Origin of the sequence: Kaistia nematophila, from assembly GCF_026343855.1 — a bacterium.
Taxonomy (GTDB): Bacteria; Pseudomonadota; Alphaproteobacteria; order Rhizobiales; family Kaistiaceae; genus Kaistia; species Kaistia nematophila.
This window is the reverse complement of the sequence record NZ_JAPKNK010000002.1, coordinates 348,470-365,481: the sequence shown is the minus strand read 5'-3', so window position 1 is coordinate 365,481 and position 17,012 is coordinate 348,470. Positions and strand designations below refer to the sequence as shown.

13 protein-coding genes are annotated in these 17,012 nt (G+C 65.5%); 12 read left to right on the top strand and 1 reads right to left on the bottom strand.

Annotated features, from left to right (window positions below; genetic code table 11):
- Nucleotides 1-295: 295 nt before the first annotated feature.
- The 10 genes from OSH07_RS06000 to galE all read left to right on the top strand — a co-directional run bounded on the left by OSH07_RS06000 (nt 296) and on the right by galE (nt 13,925).
- Nucleotides 296-1,009 carry a calcium-binding protein gene (locus OSH07_RS06000; RefSeq protein ID WP_266337705.1) on the top strand — a complete coding sequence of 238 codons (714 nt, stop codon included), beginning with the start codon at nt 296-298 and terminating at the stop codon, nt 1,007-1,009.
- A 93-nt stretch (nt 1,010-1,102) separates the two neighbouring features.
- Nucleotides 1,103-3,349 (top strand): glycosyltransferase, encoded by a 2,247-nt coding sequence (locus tag OSH07_RS05995; protein ID WP_266337704.1) that lies wholly within the window; start codon nt 1,103-1,105, stop codon nt 3,347-3,349.
- Nucleotides 3,346-4,182 (top strand): class I SAM-dependent methyltransferase, encoded by an 837-nt coding sequence (locus OSH07_RS05990; RefSeq protein ID WP_266337703.1) that lies wholly within the window; start codon nt 3,346-3,348, stop codon nt 4,180-4,182. Before OSH07_RS05995 ends, OSH07_RS05990 begins: the two co-directional genes overlap by 4 nt.
- 2 nt (nt 4,183-4,184) lie before the next feature.
- On the top strand, nt 4,185-5,444 hold the full coding sequence (locus tag OSH07_RS05985) for a glycosyltransferase family 4 protein (protein ID WP_266337702.1): 1,260 nt from the start codon (nt 4,185-4,187) through the stop codon (nt 5,442-5,444).
- Nucleotides 5,445-5,455: 11 nt separating this feature from the next.
- On the top strand, nt 5,456-6,190 hold the full coding sequence (locus OSH07_RS05980) for a hypothetical protein (RefSeq protein WP_266337701.1): 735 nt from the start codon (nt 5,456-5,458) through the stop codon (nt 6,188-6,190).
- A 21-nt stretch (nt 6,191-6,211) separates the two neighbouring features.
- Nucleotides 6,212-8,485, top strand: coding sequence for a hypothetical protein (locus tag OSH07_RS05975; protein ID WP_266337700.1), 2,274 nt, complete (start codon nt 6,212-6,214; stop codon nt 8,483-8,485).
- Nucleotides 8,482-9,795, top strand: coding sequence for a glycosyltransferase family 4 protein (locus OSH07_RS05970; protein WP_266337699.1), 1,314 nt, complete (start codon nt 8,482-8,484; stop codon nt 9,793-9,795). The genes OSH07_RS05975 and OSH07_RS05970 overlap by 4 nt, the downstream gene beginning before the upstream one ends.
- A gap of 66 nt (nt 9,796-9,861) precedes the next feature.
- On the top strand, nt 9,862-11,052 hold the full coding sequence (locus OSH07_RS05965) for a polysaccharide pyruvyl transferase family protein (RefSeq protein ID WP_266337698.1): 1,191 nt from the start codon (nt 9,862-9,864) through the stop codon (nt 11,050-11,052).
- Nucleotides 11,053-11,080: 28 nt separating this feature from the next.
- A complete protein-coding gene (locus OSH07_RS05960) occupies nt 11,081-12,874 on the top strand; it encodes a calcium-binding protein (protein WP_266337697.1) in 1,794 nt (597 codons plus the stop codon).
- A 31-nt stretch (nt 12,875-12,905) separates the two neighbouring features.
- Nucleotides 12,906-13,925: a UDP-glucose 4-epimerase GalE gene (gene galE, locus OSH07_RS05955; RefSeq protein WP_266337696.1), complete on the top strand. Its 1,020-nt coding sequence runs from the start codon at nt 12,906-12,908 to the stop codon at nt 13,923-13,925.
- Here galE and OSH07_RS05950 read toward each other — a convergent pair.
- Nucleotides 13,918-14,727 (bottom strand): endonuclease/exonuclease/phosphatase family protein, encoded by an 810-nt coding sequence (locus tag OSH07_RS05950; RefSeq protein ID WP_266337695.1) that lies wholly within the window; start codon nt 14,725-14,727, stop codon nt 13,918-13,920. The genes galE and OSH07_RS05950 overlap by 8 nt on opposite strands.
- Before the next feature lie 159 nt (nt 14,728-14,886).
- On the opposite strand from OSH07_RS05950, the gene dusA reads away from it, so the two are divergent.
- Entirely contained in the window at nt 14,887-15,894 is a 1,008-nt protein-coding gene (gene dusA / locus OSH07_RS05945) for a tRNA dihydrouridine(20/20a) synthase DusA (protein WP_266337694.1), read from the top strand.
- A gap of 110 nt (nt 15,895-16,004) precedes the next feature.
- A complete protein-coding gene (locus OSH07_RS05940; protein ID WP_266337693.1) occupies nt 16,005-17,000 on the top strand; it encodes a bile acid:sodium symporter family protein in 996 nt (331 codons plus the stop codon).
- The last annotated feature ends 12 nt before the right edge of the window (nt 17,001-17,012 follow it).

The window sequence follows — 17,012 nt, the reverse complement described above, 5'->3', positions numbered from 1 at the left end:
TGCCGCAATGCTGCGGCGCAGCAATTTGGCGTTGAATATAGTTCAAATTTAGAATCAAATTAGTTCTATAGACATACAAGTAAACGTGCAAATAAACGGCTATAAGACCTTAATTGCGCTAGTTTAATTGCGATCTAGAGAGTAGAATCCTTGTCTTTGGCGTTGAATGTCTCTACCGTTCGCTTATAGTGCAGTGCGTCATATCTTTCGGGACTCGAAGCGGTCGCGGCAGATATGACGGCCGCGGAGATACTTCGATCTGGGCGGCGAGATGCGACTGACATAGGAGACCTCAATGGCCACACTAGAAGGCGGGGCGTATGACGACGTCCTATTCGGCTCGCGCTTCAGCGACATCATCTTCGCTCATGCCGGTGACGACTTCGTATTCGGCGGCGACGGCGATGATACGATCTTCGGTGAAGCGGGTGATGACACGCTCTACGGCGATGCCGGCAACGATCTGCTGTTCGGCGGCAATGGCAACGACACGCTCTTCGGCGGCGAAGGCCATGACCAGCTGTTCGGCGGCAACGGCAACGATCAGCTCTACGGCGGCGAGGGCAACGACATCCTCGACGGCGGCAACGGCAACGACATCCTCGATGGCGGCGCCGGCAACGACATCCTGCTTGGCGGCAACGGCAACGACGTCCTTTCGGGCGGCGATGGCGCCGACATCCTGGATGGCGGCAATGGCAACGACATCCTGATCGGCGGCGCCGGCAACGACATCCTGACCGGCGGTAATGGCCAGGACGTGTTCGTATTCACCGGTGGTGGCGGCAACGACGTCGTTCTCGACTTCCAGGCCGGTGAAGATATTCTTCAGATCCAGAAGAACATCAACGGCACCGACATCACGTCCGCAGATGATCTGGCCGCTCGCGCGACCCAGGTCGGCACGAGCACTGTCATTGATCTTGGCCACGGCGACTCGATCACGCTGGCCAACGTTGATGTCCACGACGTCCAGAACCATCCGAGCAGCTATTTCGTCATCGGCTGACACTAGTCGGCCGATCGCCTGCGGCGTCCGGTTCCCTCCCACCGGACGCCGTAGGAGTGTTCCCCTGCGTTTTGCGATATCGAGGTGCCCGGCATGCTGGAAATCGTCCCGCTGTCGCCTTCCGGTGGTCATGCCGACGCGATCCGCAGCATCAAGCTGGCCTCGGACGTGTCGCTGATAGTTTGGGACATTCCTGGACCCTGTTCGGTTCCGCCACGCTGCGTCCGGCAGGATGGCGAGATCATCGCGCCGCTCGCCAGCCTTCGGCTGGGCCGCGTCGATGGTGGCACCCGCATCCTCTGGGCGCTGCGCGCCCGCACGCCCCTGAGGCTGATCGTTTCCGCTGGCACGTTGGGTCCGTCCGACACGATCGACGTCGATCCCGCGGATCCGTTCATCGGATCGGACATCGCCGCCCTTATCGACGATCTCGATGGTCGCGCCCGCGTTTCCCTGCTGACCGCCTTGCTGACGTCCTGGTGCGGCGCTTTCCGCCTGTCGCGCTCGCCGGCCTTTGCCGAGGCCGTGCAGTTCGTGACGCAGGAACTGCAGCCGGGCAACGCTCCGGCGGCGCTCGCCTGCATGCCGACGCGCGACACCGCCCTGGTCGAGTTCAGCACGAGCGCCGATCTAGGCGCGATCTCGTCGGCTCATCTCGTGACCGAGCATGGCGTTCGCCGCCTGGCCTGCGAGGTCTATGCCCGCAAGCCCGACCGCAGCGGCCGGCTCGGCCTGACGCTGCTCGTCGAGGGCAACGAGACCACGCTCGCATCCGGTACGCTGGTTCTCGTCGGCGAAAACGGCACCGCGATCCGTGCCCTCGCCAAGGCGGGGGCGCGACCGACCAATTTCCTTCGCTGGTGGGGGACGCGGCGCAATGACGGCGCTCTCACCGAATTTCTCGTCCGTTCGCTGTCGCTGAAATCGGAAGAGGCACGGCTTGCCGTCATCGACATGCAGGCGCGTGCCGCGCTGCCGCCCAAGGCGGTGGAACTGGCGCCATTTCAGCCGGGCGCCGAAGTCGATCTCGCCCTTTCGCTGGATGGTGGCCTGCTCGTCGGCGGCTGGTTTCGCGATCCCCAGGCGCTGATCGCCGGCATCGACCATGTGACCGCCGAGGCAACGCGTCCGCTCGACGCGGTCTGGCATAAATTTCCCGGCCGGGTCGGCACGGCGGAAGGTGCCGGCCGCGACGACGCGACGGGCTTCATCGCCTATCTGCCGCATGACAAGCCGGCCGGTCCGATCCTGCAGCCGCGTTTCCGCATGCGGTTGCGCTCCGGCACCGAAACCAAGCTCATTCCGAAGCCGCAGCCGATCGACGCCGCCACGATGCGGGCAGGGGCGCTCCGCTCGGTTCCGCTGCAGCATGCGACCGGTGACCTGCTGGCGACGACGCTGGGCCCGGCGTTGGCCGAAATCCAGCGCCGCGTCGTGAAGTCCGCGGCGATCGCCAAGGTCGAGCACTTTGGTCCGGTGCTCGCCGAGCCCGTCTTCTCGATCGTGATCCCGCTCTATCGCGTGCTCGATTACCTGCGCTTCCAGATTGCCGCATTCGCCACAGACCCTGGCCTGCGCGACCAGGCCGAGATCATCTTCGTGCTCGATTCGCCCGAGCAGGCCGACGATGTCAGTCACCTGCTCGGCGGGCTCTACCGGCTCTACAAGATGCCGATGACGCTGGCGGTCATGAATGCCAATGCCGGCTATGCCCGCGCCAACAATGCCGGAGTGGAACTCGCACGCGGGCTGGTGGTGAATCTCCTGAACTCCGACGTGATCCCGACCGACGGCAACTGGCTCGCCCGTCTTGCGGACAGGCTCGGCGGCTCTGCCCGCATCGGCGCGGTCGGTCCGAAGCTCCTGTTCGAGGACGGCTCACTGCAGCATGCAGGCCTCTATTTCCAGCGCGACGCGCGCGGGACCTGGCTCAACCATCATTTCTTCAAGGGAATGCCGGGCGCCCATGCGCCGGCCAACCGATCCCGCCTGGTTCCGGCCGTGACGGGGGCTTGCCTCGTCATGATGCGGGAGACCTTCGTCGAGGCTGGTGGCTTCACCGAGGACTATGTGATCGGCGACTACGAGGACAGCGACATCTGCCTGAAGATCCGGGCCTCCGGCCAGAACATCGCCTATGAGCCGGGCGTCGCGCTCTACCATCTGGAGCGCCGTTCGATGCGCCGCAATGGCGACTACGTGCGCGGCATCGCCTCGCGCTACAATTCCTGGCTCCACACCCAGCGCTGGGACGCTGTCATTGGTGCGCTGATGGGCGAGGCGGGTGCTTCGCCGGAAGGCGCGGAAACGGCGTTCGCCGGACGCAGGAGCGCCGCATGACCGCCGCCGTGACCGTGTTGAAATCCGTCGGCGACGCTCCCCTGCGGCCGGATTTCGACGAGACCCGGCTTGCCTGGCTGATGCAGGGCGTCCAGGCAAACCGCTTTCTGCCGGAACCGACCATCGACAGCATTTTCGTCGGCGATGGCGACTACCGGGCGATCGGGTCCGAATTCCTGGGCCATCTCGTGCGGCTCGGTGGTCTCCTGCCGGACGATCGCGTGCTCGATATTGGCAGCGGCATCGGCCGCATCGCCGTGCCGCTGACGCAATACCTGACGCCGGCGGGCGCCTATTGGGGCGTGGATCCGGTCGCCGACGGCGTCGCATGGTGCAAGCAGCACATCACGCCCGTCTACGACAATTTCCGCTTCGACCACATCGATGTCGCCCATCACATTTACAACCCCAAGGGCGCCATCAAGGGCGAGGCCCTGCGCCTCTCCTTCGAGCCGGAGAGCTTCGAGTTCATCTTCATGGTCTCGGTGGCGACCCATCTGCCGCCTCGCGAGATCGCCGCCTATATCCGCGAGGCGCGCCGCCTGCTGGTGCCGGGCGGCCGTCTTTTCATCACCGCCTTCATCCTCGACGAGGTGGCGCAGCGCGCGTTGCCGCAGCGCGATCCGCGCCTTGCTTTCAAGCGTGAGGGCGAGGGGCCGGCCTGGCTGGTGGACCGGACCGCGCCGCTTTCCGCGGTCGGCTTCGATGATGGCTTCTTCGAGCGGGTCATACAGGGACTGGGCCTTTCGCTCTGCCTGAAGAGCCTTGGGCATTGGCGCGGCCAGAAGGCGGCCCACTACCAGGACATCCTCGTGGTCGAGAAGAAGGGGTGAGCATGGCCGAACGCATTCTGGTCGTCGCGCACAACCATCCCGACCTGCATCCGGGCGGCACGGAGATATTCGCGCACGACCTGTTCCGCGCCTATCAGCGCGCGGGGCACGAGGCTCTCTTTCTCGGCGCCACAAACCGGATCCATCGTGACGAGAAGCCGGGCACCAGCTTCCAGGGCATCGGCAGCGGTGCCGACGAGATGCTGCTCTGGGCGGGACATTTCGACCGCTTCTTCATGAGCCAGGTCGATCTCTACGGCGTGATTCCCGACCTTGAGGAACTTCTGCGCGAGTTCCGGCCCGACGTTGTGCATATCCATCATTTGCTGCTGATCGGCGCGGAGTTCCCGGCACTCGTGCGCCGGGTCCTGCCGGAAGCACAAATCGTCATGACGTTGCACGATTATTACCTGATCTGCGCCCATGATGGGTTGATGATGCGCACCACCGGGCGCGAGCGCTGCCATGGCGCGTCGCCCGACCGCTGCCATGGCTGTTTTCCCGAGGTCGCCGCCGATCAGTTCCTGCTGCGCGAGCGCTACCTGAAGACGCTGCTGACGACGGTCGACCGCTTTGTCTCGCCGAGCGCCTTCCTGCGGGATCGCTTCATCGCCTGGGGCCTGGACGCCGACAAGATCGACGTCATTTCAAACGGCCAGCCGGACGGTGGCAGGGTGCCGTCGCTGCGCGAGGACGGTGCTCCTCGCAACATCTTCGGCTATTTCGGCAATCTCAACCCGTGGAAGGGCGGCACTGTGCTGCTCGACGCGGCAGAGAGGCTGATCGGGTCGGGCACGGATTTCGAGCTCCGTATCCATGGCGGTACGCCGTTCCAGGCCGATGCGTTCAAGACCGAGCTCGACGAGCGCTTCGCGCGGACGTCGTCGCATGTCGTGCGGCGTGGTCCCTATCGTCGGCAGGACGTACCGAGCCTGATGGCGGCCGTGGACTGGGTCGTTGTGCCGTCGATCTGGTGGGAAAACGCCCCGCTCGTCATCCAGGAGGCGCAGCAGCAGGGGCGGCCGGTCATCGTCAGCGGCATTGGCGGCATGGCCGAGATGATAAAGCATGGCGTCAACGGCCTGACCGTTGCGCCCGATGATCCGATCGACCTCGCGCGGACCCTGCGCCAGGCGGCCGCTGATCCCGATCTCTGGCGGCGGCTCTCCGCCAACGCCGTGTCGCCGCCAACCGTCGATGACGTCGCGCGCGACTATCTCACCCTCTTCGGCGCGCTCTCGCACGCCAACATCCCGGCTTGAAGGAGCTCGCCATGCCATCCGCCGCGGAAGCCATTCCCCTGCAGCAGAAACCGAAGGCCACCGAGGTTCCGGTCGGCCTGACAGGCCGGGTCGATGCGATCGACAATGGCCGCCTCTATGGCTGGGCGTTCGATCGCAGCCAGCCGAGCGCGCGGATGCAGATCGTTGTCTCGCTCGGCTCCGAGAAGCTCGTGGAGGCGACAGCCGACAAGCTGCGCTCCGACCTGCGCCGCAACGGCGTCGGCGACGGCCAGCATGCCTTCGACATTCCGTTGCCGGAAGGCGTCATCAACCGCCAGCGCGATCTCTCGATCGTGGCGATCTCGCCCACGGGCGAGGAGCGCGTCCTCTACGCGCCGACGCTGGATGAGCAGGCGGCGGAGGCGTTGATCGCGGCGCCGCTGACGCGCGTGCTGGAAAAGCTCGAAGTGCTGATGGCGGCTCAGCGCCAGCTTCAGCTCAACCAGCGCGGCATCCAGCGCAATGCCGAGGGCGCCGCGACAGGCGAGGCCCCGCCCGCCCAGCTCGAGCACATCGAGACCACGCAGACCGAGATCGTCAGCCGCCTCTCCGAGTTGGAGGTGTTTCTGATGCGCTTCGACGGCATCGTCGCCGGCCTGGAGGGGCGTATCGACGCGCTGGCGCGGCGGGGCCGTGGCGAAGCCAAGCCGCTGTTGCTGCTGCTCGCGGGATTGATCGGGGCGGCGGTGGGCGCAGGCGTGGCGCTGATCGCCTTTCTCAACTGACACGACCAGGACCGGAAGCGAATGATCTATCGCGGCGATGAAGAACCCGGCTCGGTGGAGGCAACTCCCAAGGAGCCGGGCGCCACGACCAAGGGGACGCCGGGCGGATCGCACCGCCGGGAGGCGACCGCCCAGCCGAAGGTCGAGACCGCGATCGCATGCCCGATCAACGAGACGCTCGTCCTCATCCTCGGCTCCGGCCCGTCGTTGAGCGGCGCGCAGCCGATCATGCTCAACGCCGATCCGACTCTGCCGGGCAAGGCGCCGGTCGTGAGCTGGCCTCTCGTCGACAGCAAGGGGCGGGCCTCGCATGGTTTCGTGGCGCTCGTCTTCACCGGTCCGCTGAAGGGGCAGCGGCTGAACGCCGTGACGTTTCGCGGGCAGGGGCGCGCCCTTTCCTACCGCGTGCTGCCGGACCTGATGCGGCCGGCCGCGCTCGCTGCCACCATCGGCGATCTTGCCGGACCCGGCACGCCGGCGGTGGTCGATGCCATCGTCGGCATGCTGAGTCAGGGGCCGATGAGCCGGCGCAAACTTGCGGCGATGACCGCGCTCGTCGAGGCCGGCGCCAAGGCGGACGGCTTCATCGAGATCATCGGCGCTTTCGAGGATGGCGACGTCTATCTGCAGGGATGGTCGCAGGAGATGATGCCGGGCGTCAGCCGCGTGCTGATCGGCGGAGCCACGCCGCAGATCGCCGAGTGCACCGCCGCCGCCTTTGACCGCCAGGATCTGAACAATAGCGGCAAGGGCTTCGCGGCCGTGCTGGTCGCGCCTGAGCCGATCGATCCCTTCGGCATGCAGCGCGTCTATGTGCGCAGCCGCGACGGCTGGCGCTATGCCGATGTCTATGAACAGCGGCTTCTGGCTTCGCCCCGCGATACGCCCGGCTACGCCCGCGCCATCCTGCCAAAACTGCGCGGTCCGGCCGAGGTCATCGGCCGTTTGCGGGATGCGGCCTATCGTTACGAAGGCCTCGACACGGTTTCCTCTCTCGCCCTTCCTGTGAGGATGGCGATCGATCACGCGCTGCGCATCGAACAGGGCGGCCTGCTGATCAGCGGCTGGCTGCTCGATCCCGACCATCGCGTCGGTGCGATCAGGCTGCGCCGCCGGCAGGCTTCCGTCGACCTGAAGCCGGTCTGGAGCCGGACGGATCGGCCGGATGTCACGCGCGCTTTCGATGGCAAGGCGCCCTTCCTGTCGCAGCTCGACCCCGATCGGCACGGTCATGGCTTCGTGGCGTTCGTGCCGGATTTCGATCCCGACGGCAGCGCTCCCGTTTACATCGAGTTCGTCATTCCGCACGCGCCGCCGGCCTACCTGCCGGTCGTACCGAAGCGGGTTTCCTATCGCGAAGCTGTCACCCGCCAGCTGAAGTCGATCAGCGCCCGCGCCATCTCCGTCTCGGAGATCGTCGAGCGGCAGCTCATTCCGTTGGTGGCGTCGGCGGCGACCAAACCGGCCGGAGTCGAGGGCATCGAGCATGTCGGCGTGCCGAGCCCGGGCGGCGCGGACACGACGCTGGTGATCGGGCTCGACGGACAAACGGCGGATGCCACGACGCTGATCGCCCTGATGGCGCTCGACCCACAGATCCGGACGGCACCAATCGTGCTCGCCGGTCCCGAGCAGACGATCGCCGAACTGCGCGGCGAAATCCGCCGGCTCGCTGACTTCTACGGCCTGTCGATCGATCTGGTGGGGGTCAGCGCCTTCTCGGATGTATTCGATGCCCTGATCGTCGGCGCCGATGTCGCCAGGACCGATCGCGTGGTGCTGTTCTCGGCCGCGCTGGTGCCGGCCGAGCGCGGCTGGCTCGGACGTCTGCGCGCCGCGCATCTGGAGCATGACGCCTTCTCGATCATCTCGCCCGCCCTGATCTACGAGGACGACTCCATCCGCTGGGCCGGCTATCGGCTGTCAAGCGAGGAGGGCGGCCTCGCCGAGAACTATGTCGGCTACCCGGCCGCGACGCTCGACGCGATCACCCCCGCCGCGACGCCGGCCGCCAATCTCGAATGCTGCATCCTGTCAAAGGCGGCGATGGCGAGCCTCGGCCAGGAGGGCTACGGCTATCTTGGCAATCGCGAGAAAGGCCTCGACCTCGCACTGCGCCTCGCCAAGGCCGGGCTGAAGGCCTGGTGGCTGCCCGGCGTGCGCGTGCTGGGCGCCGAGGCGCCGGCCGACAGCGTCAATCCCTGGGAGATGCATGCCCGTAGCGTCGACAGGGCTGTCTTCAATGCCCGCTGGGCGGAAACTCTCACCGCCATGGCGCATGCGGAGGCGGCATGACCGAGAATCTTCGTGTCCTCGTCATCAGCCACGGTCATCCGAGCCTGTCGCTCGGTGGCGGCGAGATCGCCTCGCATAACCTGCACAAGGGCCTGAACGCGCTGGCGGGGGTCAAATCCGTCTATCTTGCGCGGGTCGGTTCACCCACGCCGCGCCATTCCGGCACGGCGCTGATGAGCCTGCGCCAGAGCGCGTCGGACATCCTGTTCCACAGCGACGATTTCGATCATTTCTATCTGTCGAACCGCAACACCGATGATATCCGTCGCGACCTCGTGCGTTTCGTTCGCGACATAAATCCGCACGTTGTGCACTTCCACCACATCCTCGGGCTCGGCCTCGAAGCGCTCTATGCGGTGCGCGAGGCGCTTCCCGATGCGGCGATCATCGTCACCTTCCATGAGTTCCTGTCGATCTGCCACCATCACGGCCAGATGGTGAAGACCAGGAGCAACCAGCTCTGCCGACGCGCGTCGCCGACCGATTGCCACAGCTGCTTTCCGGACATCGCGCCGGCCGGCTTCCTGAAGCGAGAGCGCTTCGTGCGCTCGATGCTTGAGCTTGCAGATGTCTATGTCTCGCCGAGCCGCTTTCTCGCCGAGCGCTACGCCGCCTGGGGCCTGTCGCCGGACAAGCTCTTCGTCATCGAGAATGGCCTGGCCATGACCGAGCCGGCGCCGCCGCGGGTCCTGCCCGGTGCGGAGCAGCGCCGCAGCCGTTTCGCGTTTTTCGGCCAGATGACGCCATTCAAGGGCGTCGACGTGCTGATCGACGCGGTCGCGCGCGTGCCCGAACGGGTCTGGGGCGAAGATTCCCGCCTGATGATTTTCGGCGCCAACCTCGAATTCCAGCCGCCCGAGTTCCAGGCGCGCATGCGGAAGCTGATCGAGGACGCCGGCAGCCGGGTTCGCTTCTACGGCTCCTACCAGAACAGCGAGCTCCCCGAGTTGATGCAGACGGTCGACTGGGTCGTCGTGCCGTCGATCTGGTGGGAGAACTCGCCGGTCGTCATCCAGGAGGCGCTGTTCCACGGCCGCCCGCTGCTCTGCAGCAACATCGGCGGCATGGCCGAGAAGGTGCGGAACGGGCAGGACGGACTGCACTTCCGCGTCGGCTCGCCCGAGGACCTCGCCGATCGGTTCGTCGACGTGCTGTCAAACGGTCAGGTGTGGGAGAGCCTGCGCGGCACGATGCGTCGCCCGCTCGGCCATGTCGATTGCGCCGAGCAGCATCTCGCTCTCTATCGCGCCGTTCTCGATCGCCATGCCCATGCGCATGACGCCGAGGCCGGCCAACTCGAACGCGCGTGAGCGATCGCGCGCAAACCGCCCGAGACAGGCGCGGAATATCCCTGGGGGGATAAGGAGGAGGCCGATATGGCACGATTGCTGGTAATGATCCCATCCGGTGAGATCTATGATCACGACTCGGTACGCTGGTACCAGTACCAGAACATACAGCGCTCCATCGATCGCTATCACAACATCGGAGACGCGTTCGTCTTCGATTCCTCGCTGAAGGTGCTGAGCTTCGACAAGATCGGCGTTCTCGAGATCGACAATCCGGACTGGTCCAGTCTTGATCGGCTGCGCGACGAATACGATTACGTCCTGCTGCGCGGCTCGAACTACATTCACGGCGAGATGGAATGGCACGATGCCGCCGCCGTGCTGAAGAAGCTGGGCCTGCCGGTCCTTGCTTTCGGCATCGGCGCACAGGCTCCGGTCAAGGGGCGGATGGAACTTTCCGAGGCGACCAAGGAGGTGCTGCGGGTCATTGCCGACCTGAGCACGTCGATCGGCGTGCGCGGTGCATTCTCTGCGGAAGTTCTCGGCGACCTCGGCATCGACAATGTCCGGATCGTCGGTTGCCCGACGGCCTTCCGACGGCTCGATCCGAACCTCAGCATCAAGCTGGGGCCGCTCGCCGACATCCAGAAGATCGGCATCACGCTCCGACGCGAGGTTTCGCCGGCCTATGCGCAGAATATCGAGCGCTATCTGACGTTCCATCGCGACCTGGTGAAGTCGCTCGCCGGCCGTTTCGATTCCGTGCTGATGGCGCAGGGCGAGGTGGAGGAGAAGAAGCTCGTCTTCGGGACGGACGCGCAGAAGGAGGAGGCGATCGCCTCGCTTCGCGCGGACGGCTGGGCGTCGCGATGGTATTTCGACGAGGCGATGGAGCGGCTCTATCGCGAGCGGCTGTTCTATTCGGATGTCGTCGCCGACTATGAAGCGCTCGTCCGCCAGCAGGACCTGGTGCTCGGCTACCGGCTGCACGGCAATTTGATGGCGCTCGCGAACGGCGTGCCGTCGATCTACTTCACCTATGACAGCCGTACCGCCGAGTTCGCCGAGACCTACCGGATCCCGAGTTACGACGTCTTCGGCAACAGCGCTTTCGTGCTCGAGGACTATTGGGAGCAATGGCGCTTCGACGCGTTCAACGCGGCCTGGGGCAACGTCTATGACGAAACACGCAGATTCCTGATCGAGAACAGGATCGACAACAAGCTGGTCGACCGGTCCGCGAAGAAGACGGACGCCGGCATGCTCAGGGTTGCCTGACGAGGACAGGCGAGGGGAGGATCTAGTCATGGTCGATGTTCACGGAACACCCGGCAACGATACGATCTACGGCACCGCCGGGGCCGACAGTCTCTTCGGTGAGGACGGCGACGACATCATCCACGGCAATGGCGGGCTCGACCACATCGAGGGTGGCGCCGGCGACGATCGCATCGTCGTGTCGAGCGTCTCCTCCGCGCTCGGAGGCGGCGGCTTCGACACGCTCGTCGTCGACGCGACGGACTTTCGCGCCGATGCGGGCGACGGCCCCGGCTTCATCGTCTGGCATCAGCCGAATGGAGATCTGTCGCTCGTCGACGATGGCGACTATGTCGCGCTCGATGGCGAACTGGCTACTGGCTTCGAGCGGTTGGAGTTCATGGGCTCGATCCATGACGACATCGCCTTCGGAACGGCTGGCGACGACATCCTGATCGGCGGGGCGGGCAATGACGATCTCGGCGGCTTTGGTGGCGCGGACTTCATGGATGGTGGCGACGGCAACGACCATCTCTGGCAGGACGTCCTCTACAATCTGGCCGGGCCGGCCAACTCGGGCACCGTGATGCTCGGGGGCGCGGGGGACGATACCTTTTCGGCGCGGATCGATTTCGCCTGGATCGATGGTGGCGATGGTTACGACGCCGTTTCGATCGACGCCGTCGATTCCGACGGCGACGTGACCATCGATGTTCGGCCCTGGGGCGAGATCGGCAGCAAGATCGTCAATGTCGAGAAGTTCTACGTCTCGGGCGCCTCGGGCAACGACCTTCTGCTTGGCGGCAGCGGCGATGATGAGCTGCGCGGCTATGGCGGCAATGACGTTCTGCATGGCGGCAAGGGCGCCGACTGGCTGATGGGCGGCGACGGCAACGACGTGCTGGATGGCGGCGCGGGAGCCGATCGGCTGGATGGCGGCGAGGGGCGCGACCGCGTCGACTATGGCGGCTCGACCGCCGGCGTCGACGTCAGTCTCGAGCGGGCGAGCCAGGTCGGCGGCTTCGCCCATGGCGACGTGCTGGTCTCTATCGAAGACATCTGGGGCAGCAACTACAACGACGTGCTTGCCGGCGATTCCGGCTCGAATGTCATTCATGGTGGTGCCGGCGACGACCTCATCAATGGGCGCGGCGGCTATGACCGCATCAATGCCGGGGCCGGCAACGACACGATCTACATGAACGACATGAATCCGGACTGGATCGATGGCGGCGACGGCGTCGACACGCTGCAGATCAAGACGCCGAGCTCCGGTTCGTATTGGATCGACATGCAGGCCGGCACGACCTCGACCGGGGGCACGTTCCAGAACATCGAGAAGCTGACGCTTTTCGGGCCGGATTACGGGCCCAACGGCACCCTGCACGTCGTTGATTTCGACATCGTCGGCGGCAGCGGCGACGACTATGTGCAGATGCTGTCGACGGCGGGCGTCGTCACCTTCCATGGCGGCACCGGCAACGACACGGTGCACGGCGGCCGCGCCAGCGACCAGCTGTTCGGCGACGATGGCGACGACCGGCTGCGCGGCGCGCGCGGCGACGACACGCTCACCGGCGGCGCCGGCGCGGATACCTTCATCTTCGACGGCCAGTATGACGAAGGGTTCGACCGCATCACCGACTTCAGCGTCGCCGAGGGCGATCACCTCTATTTCCAGCCGGTCTCGGGGCGCGCCTTCGCCAACTATTCCGGCTTCCTCGCCCATGCCTACGACACGGCCGAGGGCGTGCATGTCGATTTCGGCTTCGGCAGCGGCTTCCTGATCGAGAACGTCACCCTCGCCGAGATCGGGCCGGACCAGATGAGCTTCTATTCATGATCACCCTCAAGCCCAACAGCAGGAACACCGAATGACCGTTCTCGTCACCGGTGGCGCCGGATATATCGGCAGTCACATGGTCTTGGCGCTCGCCGACGCGGGGCGCGATACTCTTGTCCTCGATGATCTCTCGACCGGCTTCGTCGGCCAGGTGCCGGACGGCGTGCCGCTGGTGCGGGGCGATTGCGGCGACGAGGCGCTGCTGAAGCGCCTCATCCGCGAATTCGACGTCACCGCGATCGTGCATTTCGCCGGCTCGATCGTCGTGCCGGATTCGGTCACCAATCCGCTCGGCTACTACTTCAACAACACGGTCAAGTCGCGGGCCCTGATCGCGGCCGCCGTCGAAGGTGGGGTTCGTAACTTCATCTTCTCGTCGACCGCCGCGGTCTATGGAGAACCGGCGGTGAGCCCGATCAGCGAGACGTCGGCGATGCAGCCGATCTCGCCCTATGGCGCCTCGAAGCTGATGACGGAATGGATGCTGCGCGACACGGTGGCGGCGCATGACATCCGCTCGGTCGTGCTGCGCTATTTCAATGTCGCCGGCGCCGATCCGCAGGGCCGCTCGGGCCAGTCCTTCCCACGCGCCACGCATCTGATCAAGCTCGCCTGCCAGGCGGCGCTCGGCCAGCGCAGCCACCTCGACGTCTTCGGCCAGGACTACCCGACGCCGGACGGCACCTGCGTGCGCGACTACATTCACGTCAGCGATCTCGCCGCCGCCCACATGCTGGCGCTCGATCACCTGGAGGCGGGCGGTGAGAGCCTGACGCTGAACTGCGGCTATAGCCGCGGCTTCTCGGTGCTGGAGGTGATCGAGGCGGTCAAGCGTGTCTCGGGCGTCGAGTTCGACGTTCGCCTGGCGCCCCGCCGCGCGGGCGACCCGCCGTCGCTGGTGGCGGCGACGGACTTGATCCGCTCGCGTCTCGGCTTCAAGCCGGCGCGCGACCAACTCGACCAGATCGTCGCCGACGCCCTGCGCTGGGAACTGGCCTTGCAGCAGAACGCCCAGGCGGTTGCGCCGCGCAAGCTGGCGCTCGCTATCTGAAGTCGAGCCGCAGCGCGCAGTGGTCGGAGACTTCCGGTTCGGCGACGACGTCGAACCGGACGACCTCGACGTTCGGCGTCACCAGCATGTAGTCGGCGAAACGGCCGTCCTTCTCGTAGTGGGACGTGCGCGTGCTCGTGAAGCCCCGGCTCGTGACCAGGTCGACGAGCCCGAGCCGGCTCAGCACCTCGAAGGTGTCGCTGTCGGGGAGCAGGTTGAGGTCGCCGCAGACGATCAGCCTTTCGCCGCGGTGCCAGAGGCGTTCGATCAGCCGCAGCAACGCTTCGGCCTGTGCCGCCCGCGCCGGCGTGTCGCCCTTGCCGTTCCTGTCGCGCAGCCCGTGCAGTTGGAAGATCGTCACCGGAAAGTCGCCGTCATAGCTGTAGAGCCGCACGCCATGCGCGTTGCGGCCCCTTGGATGCGGTCCCCAGCCATGGGGCGAGAAGGCGCCGTGGATGAAGTCCATTGCCTGGCCGATGATCGGCAGCGAGGCGCGGACGAAGGTCGCCAGCCCGAATTCCGACGGCACGGTGCCGGCGCCGTCGAACAGTTCGCCGCGCGCGGTCGGCGAGAACATGCCGTCATGATGCGGCAGGATCGCTTGGATTTCCTCGAACAGATGGGTTCGCTGCGGCAGGATGTGTTCGCCGTCGCGATATTCGAGCCAGTCGGAATGCGCGGCCGGCGTGCGGACTATCTCCTGCAGGCAGAGTATGTCGGCCTCGACGTTCGCGAGATAGCGCATGAGCGGCGCATGCAACTTGCCGCCCCAGGCATTCAGCGAAACGACGCGCAGCGTCATAGCGGGAAACCTTCCTGATGCATGAATGTCGAGGCATAGCATCGGCGCCGGTCCGGGTCACGGCCGGGCAGGGCGACCGCTGCGCCAATTGGCCAAACGGTGCCGAGATCGCCTATAGAGAGGGACAAGCACGCCCGATTTTCGGCAAGACTCATAAACATGACGCAATATCAAAGACATAAGCTTTCCGTGGCGCCGATGCTGGATTGGACGGATCGGCATTGCCGCTATTTCCACCGGCTGCTGTCGAAGGAAGCGCTGCTCTATTCGGAGATGGTCGTCGCCGAGGCGATCCTGCATGGCGACCGGCAGAGGCTGCTCGGGTTCGATCCGGCCGAACAGCCGGTCGCGCTGCAGATCGGCGGCTCAGATCCGGCAAAGGTCGCGGAGGCGGCGCGGATCGGCGCCGAATACGGCTATGCCGAGATCAACCTGAATGTCGGCTGCCCGTCGGACCGGGTCCAGTCCGGAACGTTCGGCGCCTGCCTCATGCGCGAGCCGCAGCGGGTCGCCGATTGCGTCGCCGCGATGAAGGCGGCCGTCTCAATCCCGGTTACCGTCAAGTGCCGCATCGGCGTGGACGATCAGAATCCGGAGATCGCGCTCGATACGCTCGCAGATCACGTGGTCGCGGCCGGGGTCGATGCGCTCTGGGTGCATGCGCGCAAGGCCTGGCTGCAGGGCCTGTCGCCGAAGGAAAACCGCGATATCCCCCCGCTTGATTATGACCGGGTCTATCGGTTGAAGGCGCGGTTGCCGGATCTCTTCATCGGCATCAATGGCGGCATCAAGACGCTCGACGAGGCCGAGCGGCATCTCGTCCATGTCGACGGCGTCATGATCGGCCGCGCCGCCTATCAGGAACCCGAGATGCTCGCAGCCGCCGATCGCCGGATCTACGGCATCGATCGGGTCGATCCTGAGCCGCGCGCGATCCTGGAGGCGATGCTGCCCTATATCGAGGCGCAGATCGCGGCCGGGACGCCGGTCAGCCACATGGCCCGGCACATGCTTGGGCTCTATCACGGCCGGCCGGGTGCGCGGCGTTTCCGCCAGATCCTGACGGTCGAAGGTGCCGGGCGCCATGCCGGCATCGACGTGTTCCATCGCGCCATGGATGCGGTCGACGACATTGCTGCCTCGGTCGCGGCCAATGCGGCCGCCTGAGGCGAAAGTGCTGTGTCACCAAGTGTCTTTATCGCGGCGGCACGGCTCGGTATGGATGGCATACCCATCCGCTCCGGCGGATTCTCGCCTGCAATGAAAGCACTCCCGATATGACGATCCGCGGTTTCACGATCGACGGCTTTCTGATTGCGTTGGTCCTCGTGGTCCTCGCAGCGATCGCCGTTCCCGGGCCCGGCGAGTCCGGTGGCGTCCTGCACATGGATGCCATCGCGACCTACGGCGTGGCGGTGATCTTCTTCCTCTACGGCCTGACCCTTGCGCCCGAGCGCATGCACGCCGGCATCCGCCACTGGCGGGTCCACATCGCCGTCCAGCTCTGTACCTTCGTGCTGTTCCCGATCGTCGTCCTGGTGCTCGGTACGCCGCTCAAGGGCTTTGTTCCCGAGGAGGTGTGGATCGGCTTCTTCTATCTCGCGGCGCTGCCGTCGACCGTGTCGTCCTCCGTTGCCATGACGTCGCTGGCGCGCGGCAACGTCCCGGTCGCGATCTTCAACGCGACGCTGTCGAGCCTGATCGGCGTGTTCGCGACGCCGCTCCTGATGGCATGGTTCCTGTCGTCGACCGGCGTCGGCATGCCGCTTCTGCCGGTTATTGGCAAGATCGTGCTGCTGGTGCTGCTGCCGATCATCATAGGCCAGATCGCCCGTCATTGGCTCTATGCCTGGGCGACGCGCAACATCAAGGCGATCCGTCTCGCCGACCGCGCCATCATCCTGGCGATCGTCTACAACTCCTTCTCCGACTCGATCGTTGAAGGGGTCTGGGCCGGCCATGACGTCAGCCTGATCGTCGCGATCATCGTCGGCGTGATCGCGCTGTTCTTCATCATCTACGGCCTGATGATGATCCCGTGCCGCATGATGGGCCTGAACCGCGCCGACACCATTGCCTGTCTCTACTGCGCCTCTAAGAAGTCACTGGCAACCGGCGTGCCTCTGGCCAAGCTGATGTTCTCCGGCTCGCCGGCGCTCGGCCTGATCATCGCGCCGATCATGCTCTACCACTTCTTCCAGCTGCTGATCGTCAGCGTGCTGGCCAATCGGGAAGGCCGCCGCGCCGCTGCCGAGGCGCACGCCACGGCTTAATGGCGGTCCTTT

Excerpts from the sequence above, each read along its gene's own strand:
- OSH07_RS06000 (WP_266337705.1), top strand. The coding sequence starts at position 296 with ATGGCCACACTAGAAGGCGGGGCGTATGACGACGTCCTATTCGGCTCG.
- OSH07_RS05995 (WP_266337704.1), top strand. The coding sequence starts at position 1,103 with ATGCTGGAAATCGTCCCGCTGTCGCCTTCCGGTGGTCATGCCGACGCG.
- OSH07_RS05990 (WP_266337703.1), top strand. The coding sequence starts at position 3,346 with ATGACCGCCGCCGTGACCGTGTTGAAATCCGTCGGCGACGCTCCCCTG.
- OSH07_RS05985 (WP_266337702.1), top strand. The coding sequence starts at position 4,185 with ATGGCCGAACGCATTCTGGTCGTCGCGCACAACCATCCCGACCTGCAT.
- OSH07_RS05980 (WP_266337701.1), top strand. The coding sequence starts at position 5,456 with ATGCCATCCGCCGCGGAAGCCATTCCCCTGCAGCAGAAACCGAAGGCC.
- OSH07_RS05975 (WP_266337700.1), top strand. The coding sequence starts at position 6,212 with ATGATCTATCGCGGCGATGAAGAACCCGGCTCGGTGGAGGCAACTCCC.
- OSH07_RS05970 (WP_266337699.1), top strand. The coding sequence starts at position 8,482 with ATGACCGAGAATCTTCGTGTCCTCGTCATCAGCCACGGTCATCCGAGC.
- OSH07_RS05965 (WP_266337698.1), top strand. The coding sequence starts at position 9,862 with ATGGCACGATTGCTGGTAATGATCCCATCCGGTGAGATCTATGATCAC.
- OSH07_RS05960 (WP_266337697.1), top strand. The coding sequence starts at position 11,081 with ATGGTCGATGTTCACGGAACACCCGGCAACGATACGATCTACGGCACC.
- galE (WP_266337696.1), top strand. The coding sequence starts at position 12,906 with ATGACCGTTCTCGTCACCGGTGGCGCCGGATATATCGGCAGTCACATG.
- OSH07_RS05950 (WP_266337695.1), bottom strand. The coding sequence starts at position 14,727 with ATGACGCTGCGCGTCGTTTCGCTGAATGCCTGGGGCGGCAAGTTGCAT.
- dusA (WP_266337694.1), top strand. The coding sequence starts at position 14,887 with ATGACGCAATATCAAAGACATAAGCTTTCCGTGGCGCCGATGCTGGAT.
- OSH07_RS05940 (WP_266337693.1), top strand. The coding sequence starts at position 16,005 with ATGACGATCCGCGGTTTCACGATCGACGGCTTTCTGATTGCGTTGGTC.